The sequence below is a fragment of the Thermodesulfatator atlanticus DSM 21156 genome, assembly GCF_000421585.1.
Lineage (GTDB): Bacteria > Desulfobacterota > Thermodesulfobacteria > Thermodesulfobacteriales > Thermodesulfatatoraceae > Thermodesulfatator > Thermodesulfatator atlanticus.
Genome location: NZ_ATXH01000024.1, coordinates 18,912 through 38,728, shown reverse-complemented (window position 1 = coordinate 38,728; position 19,817 = coordinate 18,912). Strand labels below are relative to the sequence as shown.

The window sequence follows — 19,817 nt, the reverse complement described above, 5'->3', positions numbered from 1 at the left end:
GGAACCGCTCTTCCGTCATGACATAAGGGATCGTCGTCCTCGCCGCTCCTTTTTGCGTCATCCTGAGCCTACTTTTTTTGTCATCCTGAGCGTTGCGAAGAGCCTGCCCTGAGCCTACTTTTTTTGTCATCCTGAGCCGAAGGCGAAGGGATCCATCAATAGATGCTTCGGTCACTCCGCTCCCTCAGCATGACGTGGTGGGGGGTGTAAAGGTTTCGGCCTTACGGCCCTCAGCATGACAGTGGTAATTTGTCATCCTGAGCCTACTTTTTTTGTCATCCTGAGCCGAAGGCGAAGGATCCATTAATAGATGCTTCGGTCGCTTCGCTCCCTCAGCATGACGTGGTGGGGGGTGTAAAGGTTTCGGCCTTACGGCCCTCAGCATGACAGTGGTAATTTGTCATCCTGAGCCGAGCGGTAGCGAGGCGAAGGATCCCAAATTAAAAAAATTCTAAAAGTCATGGTTTTGTAAAGTTACGTTTAACTTTTTTCCAAATTTAGCGGCTATATTCCCCCGGCAAAACTTAAAGGAGGGGGAAATAATGTCTCAAGTAAAACGCAAAGGTTTTGGAATTTTTTTCACTGTTTTTCTCTTGCTGGCTTACACTTTTCTTATCGGTGGCTGTGTTATCAACTTTAACACCGACCAGGAAGACAATACCCAAAAGCCACTTGACGTGACCTTTATCCACATGAATGACATCCATTCACACCTCAGTTCAGAAAGAAAAAGTCTTTATTTCGATGGTGTTAAGACCTACGTGGAAATGGGCGGTCTGCCCAGAGCTATTGCCAAGATCAAAGAACTGGAACAAAGCGAACCAAACCCGGTTGTGCTAAACGCCGGCGATATGATCGTAGGCACCCTTTATTACGTGCTCTTTCACGGCGACGCCACTGCCAAGCTCCTCAACTTCATCGATTGGGACGCGGCAACCCTTGGAAACCACGAGTTTGACGATGGAAGCGAAGGCCTTAAAAACTTCCTTGATAAGCTTGACGCCCCGGTGGTAAGTGCCAACTTCGTAGCAACGACTGGAAGCATCCTTGAAGGCTACTGGGAGCCTTACCGCATAATCGAGCGTGACGGCCAAAAAATCGGCATCATAGGCATTGGCTACAGCCAAAAGACCAGAGACTCTTCAAACCCTGGCCCAGATATCGATTTTCTTGACGAAATCCAAACCGCTCAGCAATACGTAAACGAACTCGAAGACCAGGGTGTTAACAAAATCGTCATCGTAAGCCACTTTGGCATGGCAAACGACCTGCGGCTGGCTGAAGAAGTAGACGGGGTAGATGTTATCATCGATGGGGATTCCCATTCCCTCCTTGGGGACTACAGCGCCTATGGCCTGAGCAGCCAGTACCAGGAATATCCTCAGGTAGTAGAAAAGGCCGACGGCAGCAAGGTATGTGTGGCCTCTGCCTGGCAGTATGCTTACGCGGTGGGCAAGCTTAAGGTTAAGTTTGATAAAGACGGCAAAGTGACGGACTGCTCTGGCGTAACTACTATCCTCTTGGGAGATAGCTTTCTCCAAAAAGATGCCGAAGGCAACAAAGTCCCGGTGGATGAGGGAACAAGGGCCCGGATCTTAGACATAATCGCCCAGAGCAACGGAAAGCTAGAAATAGTCTCCCCTGACGAACAAGCCGAGGAATTGCTGAGTTCCTACACTGCCCAGGTAGAAGAATTAAAGAACCAGGAAATTGGCGAAGCCGCAGAATTTCTTGGGCATAACCGTATCCCTGGGGACAAATGGGACGGCGTAAGCGACCTTGCGGAACACGGAAGCGAAATCGCCCCGCTGGTGGCCAAGTCTTTCTACGAGAAGGTAAAAGATGCCGATCTTGCCATCCAGAACGCCGGGGGCGTGAGAACCCCGATTGACGAAGGCCCCATCACCATTGGCGAAGTCTATACCATGCTCCCCTTTAGAAATACTCTCGTCACCATGGAGCTTACCGGGGCCGAGGTAAAACAGGTGCTTGAAGACGCCCTTTCAAACTTTGAAGACAATGGTGGTTCAACCGGTTCTTTCCCATACGCCTACGGCATCCGCTACAAAATCGACCTTTCTCAGCCCAAGGGCGAACGCGTCTATGACCTTGAAATAATGGACCGCGAGACCAAAGAATGGCACCCCATCGATGAAAACGCCATGTACAAGGTGGTTACCAATAGCTACATTGCCGCCGGAAAAGACGGCTACGTGACCTTTGGCGAAGTGGCATCTTCCCGCGGAAGCACAGATACTTATTTTGGCTATGCCGAAAGCTTCATCGATATGGTGAAGAAGCTTACAGCCGAAGGCAAAAAGCTTGAAAAACTCCCTCGGGAAGAAATGCCCGTGCAGCGTTTTACCGGCGACACCTTAAGGCTTCTGAGCGTTATTCCGGGGACTAAAAACGCAAGCGAAATTAACGCCTATGACCCGGAGACCAAGCGCCTTTTCATCACCAACGGCGATCAAGATAGCCTTGACATATATGACCTCTCCGATGTCAAAAACCCAAGCCTATGGAAAAGGATATCCCTTACCGGCTACGGTGATGGAGTAACCTCTGTGGCTGTTAAGAACGGAAAAGTGGCTGTGGCTGTTGAACGGGTAGACGCAACCGACGATTCCAAACAACTTCGTGGAAAAGTGGTGTTTTTTGACACCGATGGCAATCTTCTAAAAGAAGTAGAAGTAGGCTTTTTGCCAGACATGGTCACCTTTAGCGAAGACGGGACTAAAGTCTTGGTGGCTAACGAAGGCGAGCCAAACGACGCCTATGATTACGACCCAGAGGGAAGCGTGGGTATCATCGACCTTCCAAACAACTATGCCTATACCGAACTTGGCTTCAGCGGCCTAACGCTGACTGCGGCCGCCGATGGAACCCCGGTGCGCCTTGGGGGAACCCCAAGCAACGACCAGGCCAAGGACCTTGAGCCTGAATACATTGCCACTATCGATAACTTTGCCTACGTAACCCTTCAGGAAAACAACGCCCTAGCCAAGGTAGATTTAAGCAATAACACGATAGAGTTTGTAAAATCCCTTGGCCGCAAGGACTATACCCCTGGCCACTACACCATTGACATCGAAGAAAACGGCAAAATCGAGATGAAAAATTTCAAGGGCCTCTACGCCCTTTATCAGCCAGACGGTATTGCGGCGTATGAAGTAAACGGCACCGTATATCTCGTTACGGCAAACGAAGGCGACGGCCGCGACTACGATGGCTACTCTGATGAAGAAAAAATCAAAAACTTAACTCTTGATCCTTCTATTGCTGACAGCTACGTGGAAGATAACGACCTCAAGGTAATGACAGACCTGGGAGATGTTGATAATGACGGGGACTATGAAGAGCTTTATGCCTTTGGTGGTCGAAGCTTTGCCATCTGGGATGCAAGCGGAAACCTCATCTGGGACAGCGGCGACGAGTTCAGCAAGATCGTTGCCGAAAAAGAACCTGAGCTTTTCAACCACGACGACGGCGAAATGGACGGCCGAAGCGGTAACAAAGGCGTTGAGCCCGAAGGCGTAGCCATCGGAAAGATCGGTGATAGATACTACGCCTTTATCGGCCTTGAAAGACAATGTTCCATCATGGTCTATGACATCACTGACCCGCAAAATCCGAAGTTTGTGTACTATCTTCCGGAATTTACCAAAGGAAACGTGGCCCCTGAGGGACTGACCTTTGTGCCGGAAGATAAATCCCCAAACGGAAAGCCCCTTCTCATCGTCTCCTTTGAAAAAAGCGGGACTACCACCATCTACGAAGTAAACCTTGGCGAATAATAGAAGAGGGCCGGCCCCCCGGCCCTCTCTACAAAACAAGTAAGTGGCCTAGAACCACCTGGTTCCAAAAAGTGCCTCTTTGGCAAGTTCAAGATTTTGACGCGCAAAGGCCCGCGCCTTTTCGTTTCCCTCAGCGACTATTTCTTCAAAAAGAGTTGGTTTTTCTTCAAGCTCCCTGCGGCGCTCCCAAAGTGGCTTAAGGGCTTCGATAATGCGATCGGCCAGCTTTCTCTTACATTCCACGCAACCAAGACGTGCTTCTTTACACCCTGCGATAATTTCTTTTTGTTCTTCTGGGGAGAAGTAAAGTTTTATCAGCTGAAACGCCACGCAGCGGTTTTCAGGATCCCCTGGGTCGCTCTTCCTTGGCCGGTTAACATCGGTTACCATGGTTGCGATCTTTTTTCTGATGGTTTCTTCGTCATCAGAAAGAAAAATCGCATTGCCAAAGCTTTTGCTCATCTTGCGCCCGTCAAGCCCGGGAATCTTGGCCACTTCTGCCAAAAGGGGCTCAGGAAGCGGAAAAACCTCATCGCCGTAAAGATAATTAAAACGACGGGCAATTTCCCTGGTTAGTTCAAGGTGTGGCAACTGGTCAACCCCTACCGGGACTTTGTGAGCCTTATAGATCAAAATATCTGCCGCCTGAAGCACCGGATAACCTAAAAAGCCATACGTGGCCAGGTCTTTTTGCTTAAGCTCTTTGATCATGTCTTTGTAGGTTGGGTTTCGCTCAAGCCAGGAAACCGGGGTAAACATGGCAAATAGGAGATAAAGCTCAGCGTGTTCTTTGATAGCACTTTGCACGAAAAGCACCGAACGCTCAGGATCAAGCCCCACCGAAAGCCATTCAAGCAAAAGAAGCCGCGAAAACTCTGGAATACGCCTGGGATTTTCGTACTCAGTGGTTAAAGCGTGCCAATCCGCCACAAAGTAAAAACACCGGTACTCTTCTTGAAGTTTAAGCCAGTTACTCAAAACTCCGTGAAGATGCCCCAAATGAAGCGGCCCTGTTGGCCGCATACCGCTTAGTACTCGCTTTTCACTCACAGAACGCCTCCCTTAAGGAAATCACTTAAGAATAAGACCGCTGGGAGTATAATTTTGCCGATAACCCCTGTAAAGATAAGCACTAGCAAAATGATAAAGCCGTAAGGCTCAAGGCGGTAGTAACGATAAGCAAGCTCCCTTGGCAAAATTCCTGCCAGGATCTTACTCCCATCAAGGGGTGGGATGGGCAAAAGATTAAAGACTCCAAGGCCAATGTTTAACTGCACTCCCAGAGCCAACATCAGAAAAAGCGGCTTTCCGAAGAAAATCGCTATATCTTTTCCTAAAAGGGCAAGGGGCCAGATAATGAAGTTAAAATTACGCAGAAGAATTGCAAAAATAACCGCCAGACAGAAATTGGCCAGAGGCCCTGCTAAGGCTACCAGCATCATATCTTTGCGCGGGTCGCGGAAGTTTCGTGGATCAACTGGCACAGGCTTAGCCCAACCAATGGCTTGGGTGATGATAAAAGCAAGGGTCCCGAAAAGATCAAGGTGTTTTATGGGGTTTAAGGTTAGCCTTCCTGCCATCTTGGCGGTGGGATCGCCGAGTTTATAGGCCACCCAACCATGGGCCAATTCGTGGACTGTAACCGCAGCTAAAAGCGGCACCGCCATTACTATCAACACGTGCAAATCAGGAAGAAAAGACATCCGCAAACTCCTTTCGCAAAAAGGCTTCCTCTTCGCCGGGTTTTATCGTGCCGTCTATTTTAGCAGCCCTTAATGCTTTGAGCATCTTTCCGATTTCGGGTCCTTGCTTTACACCTAATTTTTGGAGGTCTTCGCCTGAAAGCCCGGGCTTTATCTCAAAACACTTTAGACACTTTAGAATAAAAGCCTCATCAAGAAAAGAGGCGGCAAGAAGGGCCTCGCGCGGCATCTTTTCCAGGAAAAACACCTTTTCGCTAAGAGGGATTTTTGGGTCTTTAAGAAAAGCAGCCTTCTCTTTCAGGGATAATTTGGCTTGCCAGAGGGCCTTTTTCTTGTGTCCGGAAATGTCTAATCTTTCCAAGTCTTTTTCGCGCAAGGCCAAAAAAAGCGCAAAGGCTTCTATTTTTTCAGCTGGAGAAAGACGCATCTTCGTGGCAAGGGCAAAAAAACGTTTAATTTCAAATTTATCCGGCACTTTTTCAAAAAGTTCATTTAAAACCCTGTTTTCAGCAAGAAAAATAATCGCCAAAGATGGGTTTTCTTCTTCCATGATGCGCAGGAATTCGTTTCTTAGCCGGGCAGAAGATAGCAACGAAAGGACTTTTAGTTTCAAGGCAAGACTAAGCGCCCGGAAAGTATCGCTTGAAAAGGCGAAATTAAAACGCGTGGCATATCTTGCCGCCCTGAAAATACGTGTGGGATCTTCCACAAAGCTCAAGATATGCAAAACCCTGAGCTTTTTAGCACATAGGTCTTTTAAGCCACCGTAATAGTCAATGAGCCTTCGGGTTTTCAGGCAAAGGAAAAGGCTATTTATGGTGAAATCACGGCGAAAGGCGTCCTGGCGTAAAGGCCCAGGAAACGTCTTGGGAAGCCTAGCCGGGGCTTCGTAGTATTCCCAGCGGGCCTGGGCAATATCTATGTCGTAATCCCGCCAGGCAAGTTTAAAAGTCCCAAAAAGAGAAGTTTTTACCAGTCTCGCCCCAAGCTTTTGGGCTAAATTTTCGGCAAAGTATCTGGCCTTTTCCGTGACCACAAGGTCAATATCAAAAGAAGGCCTTTTAAGAATAAGGTCCCTTACGATTCCGCCTACCAAAAAAACGCGTAGCCCAAGGGCTTTGGCCGCTTCACTTGCCTTTGTGCAAATTTCGCTAAGCTCTTCAGGGAACTCAAGAGAAAAATTCTCCGAAAGATCTTCCCAGGCAAAGGCGAAAGCGTCTTTTAAAGTGATAAGACTTTTGGCAGAATCTTTCTTAAGCAAAACATAAGCTGAAAAGGGGTTTTTCAGAGCTTCCTGGGAAAAATCTTCACCTGCGGGAATTTTCTCTAAGAGGTCAGCAAGGTCGAGCTTAAGGCCAAAGCGCATTGCCTCCTCAAGGACCCTTCTTCTAAGCACCCCTTTAAAGGCCGCGCCATCTGTTAGCACCAAAAGTTCTTCGCCAGCGAGGGAAAAAAGCTCCTGTGCCTGCTCAAAAGAGCTTTTTATGTCGATGGTTAGCGGAGTCCCTGTTAAAAAATTTTCAGCCGCGTGGGTGGTATTTTTCATGGACCTTTCTCAGGGTTTCCACCTGCACGTGAGTGTAAATTTGGGTGGTAGAAAGACTAGCATGGCCAAGCATCATTTGCACGGTGCGAAGGTCTGCGCCTCCCTCAAGCAAATGGGTGGCAAAAGAATGCCTGAGCACGTGGGGGCTTATTTCTTTAGGGTTTAGGCCGGATTTGGCGGCATAGGCCTTGATAATCTGCCAGAAACGCTGCCGAGTGAGGGGACGCCCCCGACGGTTCAAAAAGATGTGGGCCTCGTCAAGGCGCTTGGCAAGAAGCTTAGGTCGCCCCCTGGCAAGGTAAGTTTTAAGGGCATCCTTAGCTACTTCTCCCAAAGGCACCAGGCGCTCTTTTTCTCCTTTGCCAAGCACGCGCACAAAACCAACCTCAAGATTCACATCAAACATCTTAAGCCCGATAAGTTCAGATACCCTTAAGCCAGTGGCGTAAAGCACCTCAAGCATGGCTTTGTCCCTGAGTCCTATAGGAGTTTTAAGGTCAGGAGCATTAAGGAGCCTTTCTACTTCCTGGCGCGAGAGCACGATAGGAAGCTTGCGCGAAAGCTTGGGGCCTTCTATCAGTTCAAAAGGACTTTCCGAAAGCCCGTGCTCAAGGACCAAATATCTAAAGAAATTCCTGAGTGCCGAGAGCCTGCGTGCCACCGTCTCAGCAGAAAGGCCTTTTTCACGAAGTTTCGCAAGATAAAGAAGCACGTGAGGGGCCTTGGCCTCTTCGATACGAGAAAGCCCCTGCTCTTCCAGAAACGCGATAAAATCGTTTAAGTCTGCGGCATAGGCCTCGATGGTTTTTGCTGAGTAGCCCTTTTCAACCGCCAGGACAGAAAGATATAAATCGATAACCTGGGTGTCCATCTAGGTGCGCAGTTCTTCAAGAAGCACCATGGCTTCTTCCTGAACTTTAGCTGATTTGGCTGTCATGGAAAGGACTTTGATCTTGCTGATAAACCCTTGTTGCTCTAGAGGACCCTTTGAGGGATAAATGGCCTTTAGCGCTTGCATGGCCTCACAGACTATTTTGTCATCCCGATGGTCAAGGAGAAGAATAAGGGTGCTCCAATCCTCAGGAAGCCCGTATTCTTTTACATAGTCGCGCACTGCCTTATTAAAGCGATTTGTCCCGTAGGACTTATGAATACGGGCAAGGGCTTTGTCATGGTCTATGGTCCCCTTTTTCCCGGCAAAAAGCTTTTCAACTTCTTTTAAGTAGCGCTCTTTCATCCAGCGGTCTTTTAAGGCCTTTTCAAGCTCAGTTTCATCCTTGCGGCTTCTGGTATGCGGGGATCTGTCTCGCATTTTGTCTATCTCGCGCCAGGAAGGCCTTTGTCTTTCGTCATCATACGGCATATACCGATTCACCTCCTGCAATACTCGAAGTAAAAGTCTATTTCAGGCAAAACAAGCGCGGTCAACTCGCCACCATAGACACATCCTGTGTCTATTCCTATTTTGTTCGGCGCAAGAAAAGGTTGCCTAAAAGGGGTATGGGCAAAGATCACGCGTTTGCCCCAATCATAATCGCTATAAATGAATTCTTCCCGAATAAATAACAAGTCTTCACGATTTTGTTTTTCAAGAGGGACTCCTGGTTTTAAACCAGCGTGGACAAAAATATATTTTTCTGTTTCCCAGTAAAAAGGAAGACTTTCTAAAAACTTAACATAAAATTCCGGAATATCCAAAATTCCTTCCCGATTAGTAAATTGTGCCAGGGTCACATCGCCGCCGTTAGCCAGGTAAACATCACGCCACATGTCTGGATGTTCCAGATAACGCAAAAACATCCATTCGTGGTTTCCCACAAGGGGAATGACTTTTTCAGGATAGGTTTCTTTTAACTCCATGATAGTCTCAAGCACTTTGCGCGGGTCTGGTCCGCGGTCGAGATAGTCTCCAAGAAAAATCAGAAAGTCTTCGCCCCACGAAATGGGAAGCTTTTCAAGCAAGGATTCTAGGGCAAAAAGGCAACCATGAATATCGCCAATAGCATAGATGTCAGGCATGAAACTAAGGGCAGGTTAAAGCTCTTTTATCAAACGCTCTATCTCGTAAATATTTTCAGCAACCTCTATAGCCTGTTTGATAGCCCTAAGGGAGTCTATGCTTTCAATCTTGACGATAGCAGGATAAAGCTTTATGCCCTCTGGGCCAAACTTTAATTTAAGCCCCAGTTCAATGGCCTCCAAAAGTCCTTGGCGAATACCTTGCTGCATACCTTGCTCAATACCTTTCTGAATACCCTCTTTTAATCCTTCCTCATATCCTTCTCGTTTTATAATTTCATAAGCTGCGCTTTGTATCATGAGGTCCCTCCTTCTTTGAATTAGCTTTAAAGGGATTTCTTGTGAAACAAGCCCTCCTAAGATGGCCATCCCGGTAAGTAAATCCGCTTTACTTTGCCTGGGAATGTCCGCTTGATAGATTTTTTGCTCAGCCTCGTCGATAAAGTTTTCTCCATCCTTAAAAAGCGGCAGAAATGGTAACAAACACTCAGGGCCTTTTTCTAGGACTTCGGCTGCGGATACTTCATAAAGTTTAACAAGGTTAAATTTAAAATGTACCTCTTCGTCCTGATAAAAGTCTTTAACTTTAGAAGACGGAACAAAGAGAATTACGAATGTTTTTACAGGGAGATTTTCTTGAAGAACGTGGCGTATGCGGCATTCAAGAGTTCTTAAAGGGATCTCATCTTTCCAGGAAGAAAGAAACTCCAGCAGCACGAGCATCTCTGAGCCGTCAGCAAGAATGGCTTTAAGCACGAAATCAGAACGTCTAAGAAAAGGGGTCTCCTGTGGTCTTGGGTCAACCAGTAAAGCTTTTTCAACTGGAAGTTTACAAAAATAAGAAAGGAATGGTTCTTTACAATGAGAAAGAATGACTTTGGAAGCAATGTCGTAATACATTCGTAAAACCTCTTGTTAGAAACTTAACCAGAGAAGTTTGCGCTCGGCCCGCTCATCAAGGCGCTTAAGCCCTACTTCTTGCGCAAAACGAAGCGCTTCTTCGTATTCTTCGCGGCTCAAGCGCCTGTCTAAAGGGGGATACTTCCAGGCATCGCCGCAGGGATAATACTGGTCCATAATGTTTACGTAGGTGTTTGGGGAAATCTCTTCGGCAATAAAACGTAAGATTTCTTTGGTGCCCGCAAGGCCTCCTGGAAGCACCAGGTGCCGAATCAAAAGCCCTCGCCTGGCAATAAACTCATCGTCAAGCTCAAGGTCTCCCACCTGGCGATGCATCTCTTTGATAGCTGCTTTAGCTACCTGAGGATAACGAGGCACCTTGGAAAGCTTTAGGGCGACTTTTTCGTCCCAGTATTTAAAATCAGGCATGTAAATATCGATTATGCCGTCAAGGAGCTTGAGGGTTTCTATTTTTTCGTAGCCCCCACAATTATAAACAAGTGGGACATGGAGCCCTTTTTCTGCAGCAAGCACCAGGGCCTCTACGATGAAGGCGATTTGGTGGGTAGGAGTGACAAAGTTGATATTGTGGCAGCCGCGGGCTTGAAGCGCAAGCATCATACGGGCAAGTTCTTCTAAGGAAACTTCATCCCCTGAGCCAAGGTGGCTTATCTCCCAGTTCTGGCAATAAACACAAGCCATATTGCAATAGGTGAAAAATATCGTACCTGAGCCACCATAGCCCACAAGGGGGCGTTCTTCCCCAAAATGCGGGCCATAGCTTGAAACAATAGGCTTATCAGCCACGCGGCAAAAACCAAGCTCGCCTTTTAGGCGGTTTACTCCGCATTCATGCGGGCAAAGATCACACGCCGCAAGCCTTTCTCGGAGAAGACGGGCGCGTTCTTTAAGCTCACCAGTGCGTAATAGTTTGAGGTATCCTGCTTCGAAGTTTTTAGCCATCTGCTTTTTGGGATAGATCCTCTACCCTGATATTTCCAGGTCAACCAACCCCGTCATAAAAGAAAAGTATCTTTTTCTCTGCGTCTATTTGTTTGGGGCTAAGAGACCACGTGCTCTCTTTTGCTAATACATTAAGCATTTCTTCCCGGGAAGGAATAGCTTCAAGGCTTTGACCAAGGGGTTTTTTGTTTTTAGTGGAAAGGACAGAAACTTCCTGGCCATTTGTCTGGACACAAATGGGAGGTGGCCCCTCAGGAAAAAGCAGACGGGCAAAGGCAATGGTGCCCCGCTCGCGGCTAACCACACTTCCTTCGTTTATCCTGATAACCACGGCAGGCTTCCCAGAAAGCTCAACAACGATGTCTGCCTGGGTGTAAAGCCTTTTTGGGCCTACTTCTATCACCATAGGAACATTTTCTTTTATTTCCTCAGGAAGATAGCCCTTTTCTTTTATCAAAAAATCGAAAAGGGCTTTTCTTTCTTTGCGAAAGATGTCTTCTTCCAGGTGGCAAGTTGCCTCGTTACACTTGCAAGTAATCATTTGTTTTGCTCAAGAAAAAGTTTGGCACTTCAATTAAAGATTTTAGTTGCCATCACAACCGCAAGGGATCCGTTACCATTTTTTCGTTCCGAAAATAGGAACGGATCCTAAACATTTAAAGAACCGGCCTTACTTTTAAGGGTACGTAACCCAGCAGCTCTTTAAAGGTTTTTGCAAGCTCAGGCCTTGGGTCTATCTTGTAATTTCCGTTCAAATCAACCAGGACCTCTCCTTCGTTAAATCTTAACAGAATTTCCACTGGAAATCTTCCTTGAATTTCTGAAAGGATGTCCTTGATAGCGGTAAGTTGTGAGGGCTTTATCTTGTCTCCTTCTAGGGCCAGGACTACGCGTCCAGAGATTGCTTCCTGGGCCTTTTCAAGCGGGACGATTTTTTCAGCAATAATTTTGTCCCCTCGGTCGTCTTTTTCATAGCGCCCCGTGATGAAAACCAGGCCTTTTTCCGCAATTAAGTCTTCACACTGGCGCAAAAGATCGGGAAACACGATCACTTCTATCATCTCGTGGCCATCTTCCACTTTTAAAATGGCCATTCTGTCTCCCCGGCGGGTGTTTTTTACCTTGGCCTCAGCAATCGCCCCCCCCACAGCCACTTTGGTAGAAGCAGAAAGCCCAAGGATCGAAGAAATAGTATGCGGTGTCAAAAGAGAGAGCCACTCACGGTAAGGCTCAAGGGGATGCCCGGTGAAATAAAAACCAAGGGCTTCTCTTTCATAATTTAGCTTCAAATTAAGGGGCCATTCTTCCCGCTTGGGAATATCAAAGGAAGAAGACGCCTGGGTGCTCCCATTATTTGCCGTGGCAAAATCAAAGATTGATTTTTGCCCCTGTTCTTGGGCCTTTTTACGCATGTGAACCCAATCAAGGATGTCTTCGAGTATTTCCATAAGGGACGCCCTGGTATGCCCCAAAGAATCAAAAGCACCTGCCTTTATCAAAGACTCAAGCACCCGTTTGTTGACTTTTTTTAAATCCACCCGCAGGCAAAAATCTTCAAAAGAAGTAAAGGGGCCTTCTTCCCGGGCCCTTATTATTTCTTCTATGGCACCCCCTCCTACGTTTTTAACCGCTGCCAGACCAAAACGGATTTGATTGCCCTTCATAGTGAAGCCAACATGACTTTCGTTGATGTCAGGGGGGAGAATTTCTATTCCCATCTGTTTGCAAACCGAGATGTACTTCACCACCTGGTCGGTGTTTTCCATTTCGTAGGAAAGAAGGGCGGTCATGTAGCAAACAGGAAAATGTGCCTTTAAGTAAGCAGTTTGATATGCCACAAGAGCATAAGCTGCAGAGTGACTTTTGTTGAACCCGTAGCCGGCAAATTTTGCCATAAGGTCAAAGATTTGTTCGGCCTTGTCTTTTGGGATACCTTGCTTAAGGGCCCCTGCGATGAAACGCTCTTTTTGAGCTGCCATGACCTCGGGTTTTTTCTTTCCCATGGCACGGCGCAAAATATCGGCTTCCCCGAGGCTATAGCCAGCAAGCACCTGAGCGATTTTCATGACCTGTTCCTGATAGACGATAACCCCGTATGTTTCCTTGAGAATGGGTTCAAGCTGAGGCAAAAGGTATTTAACTTCTATCTCGCCGTGCTTGGCACGCACGTATTGGTCAACCATTCCGGACTCCAGGGGCCCTGGTCGATAAAGCGCAAGCACTGCGATAAGGTCGTTGAACTCAGAGGGACGCATTCTTATGAGAAGGTTTTTCATGCCTGAGGATTCCAATTGGAACACTCCGTCTGTGTCCCCGCGGCGCAAAAGCTCATAAGTTTTTTCATCATCAAGGGGAAGGCGTGCAAGGTCGATTTCTTTGCCAAAATGTTCCTTAACCAGACGCAGGGCGTGGTCAATGATGGTAAGGGTTTTAAGGCCGAGAAAGTCAAATTTGATTAGCCCCACTCTTTCTACGGCCTTCATGTCAAATTGGGTAACTATTTCATCGTGCTCACCTTTCATCAGCGGGCAGTAATCTGTAAGCGGGGAGTCTGCGATCACGACTCCTGCGGCATGGGTGCTAGAATGCCTGGGAAGGCCTTCTAGCACCTTGGCGATGGCAATAAGTTCACGCACTTTTTCGTCTTTTTCTACGAGTTCTTTTAGACGTGGCTCTGCCGCTAGCGCCTTATCAAGGGTCATGTCCTGGGCCTCGGGGATGAGTTTGGCAATCTTGTCCACTTGGGGGTAAGGCATACCAAGGGCCCTTCCCACGTCACGCACCACCGCCTTGGCCTTCATTTGCCCAAAAGTGGCAATCTGAGCCACGTAGTCCTGGCCGCCGTATTTTTCCCGCACGTAGTGAATAACTTCTTCCCGGCGGCGCATACAAAAATCAACGTCAATATCAGGAAGACTTGCCCGCTCAACATTAAGAAAACGCTCAAAAAGAAGGCCGTAGCGCAGGGGATCAAGGTCTGTTATGCCCATGGCATAAGCCACTAAAGACCCCGCTGCTGACCCGCGCCCTGGGCCTACCGGAATTCCCTGTTTTTTGGCCCAGGAAATAAAGTCTGAAACCACTAAAAAATAGCTGGCAAAGCCCTTGTGTTTGATGACTTCTATTTCGTGCTCAAGACGCTCGCGGTATTCCTTTTCAGAAGCAGCAAGCCCCGGCCATTCTTTAAGGGCTTTAAGCCTTGTCTCAAAGCCCGCTCGCGCCTTTTCTTCAAAGACTTCTTCGTAGGTGCGCCCAGCAGGGAGGGGATAGCGAGGGAAATGATGCACTCCTAGTTCTAGTTCAACGTTGCAGCGCTCGGCAATAAGGCAGGTGTTTTCAAGGGCCTCAGGGCACCAGGAAAAACGTTCTTTCATTTCTTCAGGTGAGGTGAAATAAAGCTTGTCTGTGGAAAACCGCATGCGGTTTTCGTCTGTTACGACTTTGTTTGTCTGGATACAGAGAAGAACGTCATGCACCCGGGCGTCTTCTGCGCGCAGGTAGTGGCAGTCGTTAGTAGCAACAACCGGAAGCCGAAGTTCCCGGGCAAGCTCATAAAGGGCTTCGTTCACCTGCTTTTGCTCAGGAAGCTCGTTTTCCTGAAGCTCAAGATAAAAGCGGCCAGGAAAAATTTCTGCGTATTCTTTGGCAAGCTTGCGCGCAAGGTCCATGTTTCCCCGTAAGGCCGCTGCTGCCACTTCTCCATGCAGGCATGCCGAAAGGGCAATGAGACCCTCGCTATATTTGCGCAAAAGCTCTTTATCAACACGGGGCTTCCAGTAAAAACCCTCAAAATTGGCAAGGGTCACCAGCTTCAAAAGATTGCGATAGCCGGTTTCATTTTCACAAAGCACCACCAGATGATACCCTGCTTCGTGGGCGCTTTTGGCCTTCTTTTCAAAGCGAGACCCCGGGGCCACGTAAAGCTCACAACCAAGAATGGGTTTGATCCCGTGGGCACGGGCAGCCTCGTAAAAGTGAATAAGGCCAAAGAGGCTCCCGTGGTCTGTTATGGCTATGGCCTCATAACCAAATTCTTTTGCCCTGGGGAAAAGGTCTTTTAGTCTGATGGCACCGTCAAGCAAACTCCATTCAGTGTGCAAATGGAGATGAACAAAGTCTGCCATTTTATTTCCTCCGAAATATTGACCTATTCTAATTTTAGAATTAGTCTAGAAAAATAGCAAATCTAAAAAGGAGTTTTGAGATGACCAAGTACAAGTGTAAAACATGTGGCTACGTTTACGATCCTGAAAAAGGCGATCCTTTGCGTGACATTCCGCCTGGGACTCCTTTTGAGAAGCTCCCACAAGATTGGACCTGCCCGGTTTGTGGATCAAGCAAAGTTGCATTTCAACCCTGTTAAGTCAAGTCGTTAACAATGCGCTCAGGGGCGTTGAAGATATTCACGCGCTCTGGGCGCGCGTAACATATAAGCGTTATCCCCGCTTTTTTAGCAATTTCAAGCCCGAGCGAAGACGTTGCTGTACGCGACATAACAATGGGAATACCCACTCTCGCACACTTTAACACCATATCTGAGGTAAGTCGTCCGGTGGTGTAAACCGCGCCTTTTGGCGAGGCCTTGCCCATTAAAATGGCCCCTATCACTTTGTCAACCGCGTTGTGACGGCCGACATCTTCGTAAAAAAGCCGCAAAGAGCCATCCTGCCAGTAGCCGCAAGCATGAACACAGTGGGTTCTGAGCCCTAAGTCTGATTTTTTGAGCACGGAAAGGATAAACGCCCTTATTTCTGAAAGTGGCATCTGCCATTCAGCAAGGGGAGCAAATTCTTTTTCCAAAAAATCGCGGGAAATTTTGCCTGTGCCTCCGCAGCCAGAGGTAACGATCAAGTCTTTGCCTTCTATCTTGTCAACGTCAGCATAAACAAAAATGCTTCCCTTTTCGTGGCAAAGCCTTACTTCCTTGAAAACGGAAGGGTCATCGAAATACCCCTGGGCAAAGAGATAACCCAGGCCAAATTCTTCAAGACCGGTGGGAAGCACCATAGACGAACCAACGGGTTCTTCGTTAAGATAAATGCGGTAAGGTTTCTCAAGGATAACTTCTTCCAGGCGTTCTTCGTTATTTTCTTTGGTTTTCAGGACCGTGCGATGTTTAAAAGTGAGCTCTATCATACGATGGGTAATTTAAAACCAAACTTTGCCTTTGCCAAATACAATACACGTTAAGCCTTGCACAAAACATACTTTGAGGTTAATTTTTGGCATGAATTCGGGGAGTGGCGCAGCCTGGCAGCGCACCTGCCTTGGGAGCAGGGGGTCGGCGGTTCAAATCCGTCCTCCCCGACCATCCTAATTGAGAAACTCCTATGAAAAAAAAGCTCAAAATCTTCGCCGCGGCCGTTGGCATCACCTTATTTCTCCTGATTTTTCTCATTGGCATAGCCATTTTTAGCCTACCCTACTTCGTAAACCTAAACGTTGTTAAAGAAAGAATCGCAAACCGCATTGCCCAAAAACTCCACGCAGAGGTCTCCATAGAAACAGCAAAAATCCATCTCCTCCCAAGGCCAAAGGTAAAAATTAAGAACCTAACCATTAAAGCCCCTAAATACATCTTTACCCTTAAAGAGGGGGATCTTGTCCTTGAACTAAAGCCCCTTTTCCACAAAAAAATCGTAGTGGAAAAGTTCATTTTAATGCGCCCGGAATTTATAAAAATAAAGGGCAATAAGCCGCCTCCGCTTATTACCCCTGAGCTTGTCTTTGCAAAGGCCCGTGAACTTTTGCCCAAGTTGCCACCATTTGAAGTCCAAATTGAAAAAGGAAGCATCTTTTTCGCCACCCCAGGGCAAAAACTTCCGGTGCTTACGGACATCTCGGCAAAACTTGCCCTTCAACCAGACTTTTTAGAACTTGAAACAAAAGCACTTAACCCCTCTCTTAAAAAACTCTGGGTTTCATTAAGGCTTTGGCCCAAAGAAGAACTTGCTGAAGGGCTTATAAGGATAAAACACCTGGATATCTCAGGGCTTGCTCCCCTGGCAGAAAAACCCTTTTTAGCCCCCTTTAAAACTGACCTTAACCTTGATTTTTCTTATCATTTTGAAGAAGGTAAATGGCTTGTGGGCTTCACCGGCACCGCCCCTTGTTTCGTAAAAAACGCAAACAATCCTTCTCTTTTGTTTGATTGTTCTGCTTTTGTGGGAAAATTAATTTACGCCCCTGACTTTTTCCGTTTTGACTTGAAAGACCTTGCCATGAAAAATCCCGAGGTCTCTGCCACGGGATTCTTTTTAAAAACCAAAAAAGAAACCTCTTTTGATTTTCACATCACCAACGGAGACTGGACTGAAATCCGCAAAAGGCTTCTTTCTCTTTTCCCTGAAAACCGGGGTTTAAAGACCCTTTGTGAGATTGTTGTTGCGGGAAAGGCAAAAGACATTCGTTTAAAAAGCAGGGCACCTTCTCCTGAAAAGCTTTTTTATCTAGACAACTTTTCCTATGAAGGTTATGCCGAAGACGGCATAATTGACGTGCCCTCTCTCAATATTCGCCTGGAAGACGTCTCCGGCTATGCCAGCGTAAAAAAAGCCATTCTCAAAGTAAAAAATGGCAAGGGACGCTTTCTTAAGACGAGACTTTCAAACGTCGCCCTCGAACTCAACTTAAGAAAACTAAAAGACCACACTTCGCCCCTTATTTTTACGGGAGACTTTGACACTAACTTTTCAGATCTTATGGCCTTTCTTTATTCCTTACCTTTACCAGACACCATAGAAAGCGAACTGAAAATCTTAAAGGGAAAGGGAGAGCTTTCAGGTGAGGCTGACATAGCGGGCACCCTTAAGCAACCAGACATCTCTTTTGCCTTTACCCCTAGGAATCTTTTCCTTGAATACCGAAGGTTTCCCCTTCCTGCCACCTTAAATGCCGGAAAAATCTCCTATGCCCGGAAGAAAGTCTCTTTAAGCGGTGTAAATATCCGCTTTCCCCAAAGTGTACTTACTCTTTCTGGTTCTTTAGATACTTCCTCTAAACCATATTTTTTGAATCTAATCGAAGCTCGCGGGGAAATTGCTATTTCAGAAATAAAAAAAGTTCTCAACATGTTCCCTGAAGAAAAAGAGCTTGCCGCACGCTGTCCCTTTGAGGGCTACAAAATAAAACTAATTTATGCCAACTATAAAGGCCCCCTTGTAAAAGAGGCTCTACTTAAAGACCTTGCCTTGAAAGCTGAGACCCAAAATTTCAGCATAGTGATTGATTTGCTGCCGGCACCCCTTATCCTCAAAAAAACAACCTTTACTTACAAAAATTTTACGCTTTCCTTTGAACCCACCGAGGCCCAAATACTTGACGCACATTTTCTTGGCACAGGAGAAATCTCTTTAAAACCCTTTAAGATCTTCCTGTCGGGGGAGGGAAGTTCTCAAAGAGAATTTGTTTCCTGGATTTACAAACGCGGAAAGATCCCCATGACGTTTTTCCCAAAAACTCCGTTAAAATTCAACTCCCTGGAATTTGCATTCTCACCGAAAAAGCTTTCCTTTTCGGGGAGCTGGCAGCAAGACGAAAAAGCCCATGCCAAGCTTTCCTTCTGGAAACACAAAGACGGTTTCCTCCTTGAAGCCTCGTTTTACCCCTATGAAGACAAGGGTTTTTACCTAAAGATAAACAAAAATAACCATTGGGACCTGGTACTAAAAGGCAGTATCGACCACCAGGGGATTGAAAAGTTCCTGGCAAAAAATCCCTTTCTTTTGCACTATTTAAAGGCTGATTTTTCCGCCCATATCAATAAAAGGCACCTAACAGAAAGCTCTTTTTACGGAAACCTTGTGCTAAGCCGCTTCCGTTTTCCCCCGCCAAATCAAAATATCTGGATTGAAGAATTAAAATTAAAAGCCAAGGGGCATAAACTAAACGTAGAAAATCTTGAGTTTGATTTAAACGGTTCTTCTTTTGAGGGCCAGGGCAAAATCTTTTTTACCAGGAAGTTTCTAAACCTTGAGGGAAGTCTTTATTCTCCTGAATTAGAAATCGAAGACCTTCTCAGGTTCTACAAACAAAAGAAAAAAGACCACCAAAAAAGCGACATCGCCTTAATAGCTCAGCTTGATTTTACGTGCGACTCGGTAACGTATAAAAACTTTGAATTTTCACCGATAGAAGGAACTATTTTCACTAACCCCCAAAAATTTCAGCTCGTCATAAAAGAAGGCCACATTTGTGGCATTTCTTTTTACGGTGATTACGAAAAAAGAAAATCATCCCAAAAACTCAGGCTTTACTTTGGGAAAAAAGAAGGCCACCTTGAAAAGACCCTTTTTTGTCTCTTTCACCAAAAGACCTTTGAAGGGCCTTTTAATTTAAAAGGCGAATTACTTACCTCTGGCAAGAGTAAACTTTTTGAAAAAACAAGCGGTGAGGTGAGTTTTTCCTCAAAAAACGGCCGCATACGTAAATTCGGCCTGCTAGCCAAGCTTTTTGGCATCTTAAGTCCTATTGACATTTTCCAGGGTAATCTTCCTGATTTTGAAAAAGAAGGTATGACTTACAATTCTCTTAACCTTAAGGGCAAGTTCGAAAAAGACTACCTCAAAGTTGAAGCCTTAAATCTTAACGCTCCCGGGCTTCGCTTTTTTGCCAGCGGAAAAATATATTTCCTTGACAAAAAACTAAGCTTAACCGCCTTGGTCTCACCCTTTAAAACCTTTGATACCGTGGTGAGCAATGTCCCTTTGGTTGGCTGGGTGCTTACAGGTAAGTCGAAAATGTTCGTAGGCGTGCCCCTTAGAATTACCGGAAAACTTAACGACCCAACTATCATCCCCCTTGACCCCACCAGCCTGGGAACCCATTTTCTTGGTATCATACAACGCACTTTCAAACTTCCCGTCAGAATTTTGACGCCTGGAAAGTAAT

14 protein-coding genes and 1 tRNA gene are annotated in these 19,817 nt (G+C 46.6%); 4 read left to right on the top strand and 11 right to left on the bottom strand.

What is annotated here, in order from left to right; translation table 11 throughout:
• The first annotated feature begins 542 nt into the window (after window positions 1-542).
• The gene (nadN, locus tag H528_RS14155) at window positions 543-3,797 is read left to right on the top strand and encodes an NAD nucleotidase (RefSeq protein ID WP_022854080.1); all 3,255 of its coding nucleotides are present in this window, start codon (window positions 543-545) and stop codon (window positions 3,795-3,797) included.
• A gap of 48 nt (window positions 3,798-3,845) precedes the next feature.
• Here nadN and trpS read toward each other — a convergent pair whose 3' ends face one another.
• From trpS to dnaE, 10 genes are all read right to left on the bottom strand, one after another.
• A complete protein-coding gene (gene trpS, locus H528_RS0109475; RefSeq protein WP_022854079.1) occupies window positions 3,846-4,847 on the bottom strand; it encodes a tryptophan--tRNA ligase in 1,002 nt (333 codons plus the stop codon).
• Window positions 4,844-5,500: a site-2 protease family protein gene (locus tag H528_RS0109470; RefSeq protein WP_022854078.1), complete on the bottom strand. Its 657-nt coding sequence runs from the start codon at window positions 5,498-5,500 to the stop codon at window positions 4,844-4,846. The genes trpS and H528_RS0109470 overlap by 4 nt, the downstream gene beginning before the upstream one ends.
• Entirely contained in the window at window positions 5,484-7,046 is a 1,563-nt protein-coding gene (locus H528_RS0109465) for a CCA tRNA nucleotidyltransferase (protein WP_022854077.1), read from the bottom strand. The genes H528_RS0109470 and H528_RS0109465 overlap by 17 nt, the downstream gene beginning before the upstream one ends.
• Window positions 7,021-7,917, bottom strand: a complete 897-nt coding sequence (xerD, locus tag H528_RS0109460; RefSeq protein WP_022854076.1) for a site-specific tyrosine recombinase XerD — start codon at window positions 7,915-7,917, stop codon at window positions 7,021-7,023. Before xerD ends, H528_RS0109465 begins: the two co-directional genes overlap by 26 nt.
• Window positions 7,918-8,409 (bottom strand): hypothetical protein, encoded by a 492-nt coding sequence (locus H528_RS0109455; protein WP_022854075.1) that lies wholly within the window; start codon window positions 8,407-8,409, stop codon window positions 7,918-7,920. It abuts the gene before it with no gap.
• Between the two features lie 8 nt (window positions 8,410-8,417).
• Window positions 8,418-9,065 (bottom strand): metallophosphoesterase family protein, encoded by a 648-nt coding sequence (locus H528_RS0109450; protein WP_022854074.1) that lies wholly within the window; start codon window positions 9,063-9,065, stop codon window positions 8,418-8,420.
• Between the two features lie 15 nt (window positions 9,066-9,080).
• On the bottom strand, window positions 9,081-9,965 hold the full coding sequence (locus H528_RS0109445) for an RpnC/YadD family protein (protein WP_022854073.1): 885 nt from the start codon (window positions 9,963-9,965) through the stop codon (window positions 9,081-9,083).
• A 15-nt stretch (window positions 9,966-9,980) separates the two neighbouring features.
• Window positions 9,981-10,928 (bottom strand): radical SAM protein, encoded by a 948-nt coding sequence (locus H528_RS0109440; RefSeq protein ID WP_022854072.1) that lies wholly within the window; start codon window positions 10,926-10,928, stop codon window positions 9,981-9,983.
• 40 nt (window positions 10,929-10,968) lie between these two features.
• Window positions 10,969-11,469 carry a type I restriction enzyme HsdR N-terminal domain-containing protein gene (locus H528_RS0109435; RefSeq protein WP_022854071.1) on the bottom strand — a complete coding sequence of 167 codons (501 nt, stop codon included), beginning with the start codon at window positions 11,467-11,469 and terminating at the stop codon, window positions 10,969-10,971.
• A 115-nt stretch (window positions 11,470-11,584) separates the two neighbouring features.
• A complete protein-coding gene (gene dnaE / locus H528_RS0109430; RefSeq protein WP_022854070.1) occupies window positions 11,585-15,052 on the bottom strand; it encodes a DNA polymerase III subunit alpha in 3,468 nt (1,155 codons plus the stop codon).
• Between the two features lie 80 nt (window positions 15,053-15,132).
• Between dnaE and H528_RS0109425 the strand changes: the two genes are divergently transcribed.
• Window positions 15,133-15,291: a rubredoxin gene (locus H528_RS0109425; RefSeq protein WP_022854069.1), complete on the top strand. Its 159-nt coding sequence runs from the start codon at window positions 15,133-15,135 to the stop codon at window positions 15,289-15,291.
• Here H528_RS0109425 and fdhD read toward each other — a convergent pair.
• Window positions 15,288-16,064: a formate dehydrogenase accessory sulfurtransferase FdhD gene (gene fdhD, locus H528_RS0109420; protein ID WP_022854068.1), complete on the bottom strand. Its 777-nt coding sequence runs from the start codon at window positions 16,062-16,064 to the stop codon at window positions 15,288-15,290. The genes H528_RS0109425 and fdhD overlap by 4 nt on opposite strands.
• Before the next feature lie 98 nt (window positions 16,065-16,162).
• Between fdhD and H528_RS0109415 the strand changes: the two genes are divergently transcribed.
• Window positions 16,163-16,239 (top strand) — tRNA-Pro (locus H528_RS0109415).
• 19 nt (window positions 16,240-16,258) lie between these two features.
• The gene (locus H528_RS0109410) at window positions 16,259-19,816 is read left to right on the top strand and encodes a YhdP family protein (RefSeq protein ID WP_022854067.1); all 3,558 of its coding nucleotides are present in this window, start codon (window positions 16,259-16,261) and stop codon (window positions 19,814-19,816) included.
• Window position 19,817: the final 1 nt, after the last annotated feature.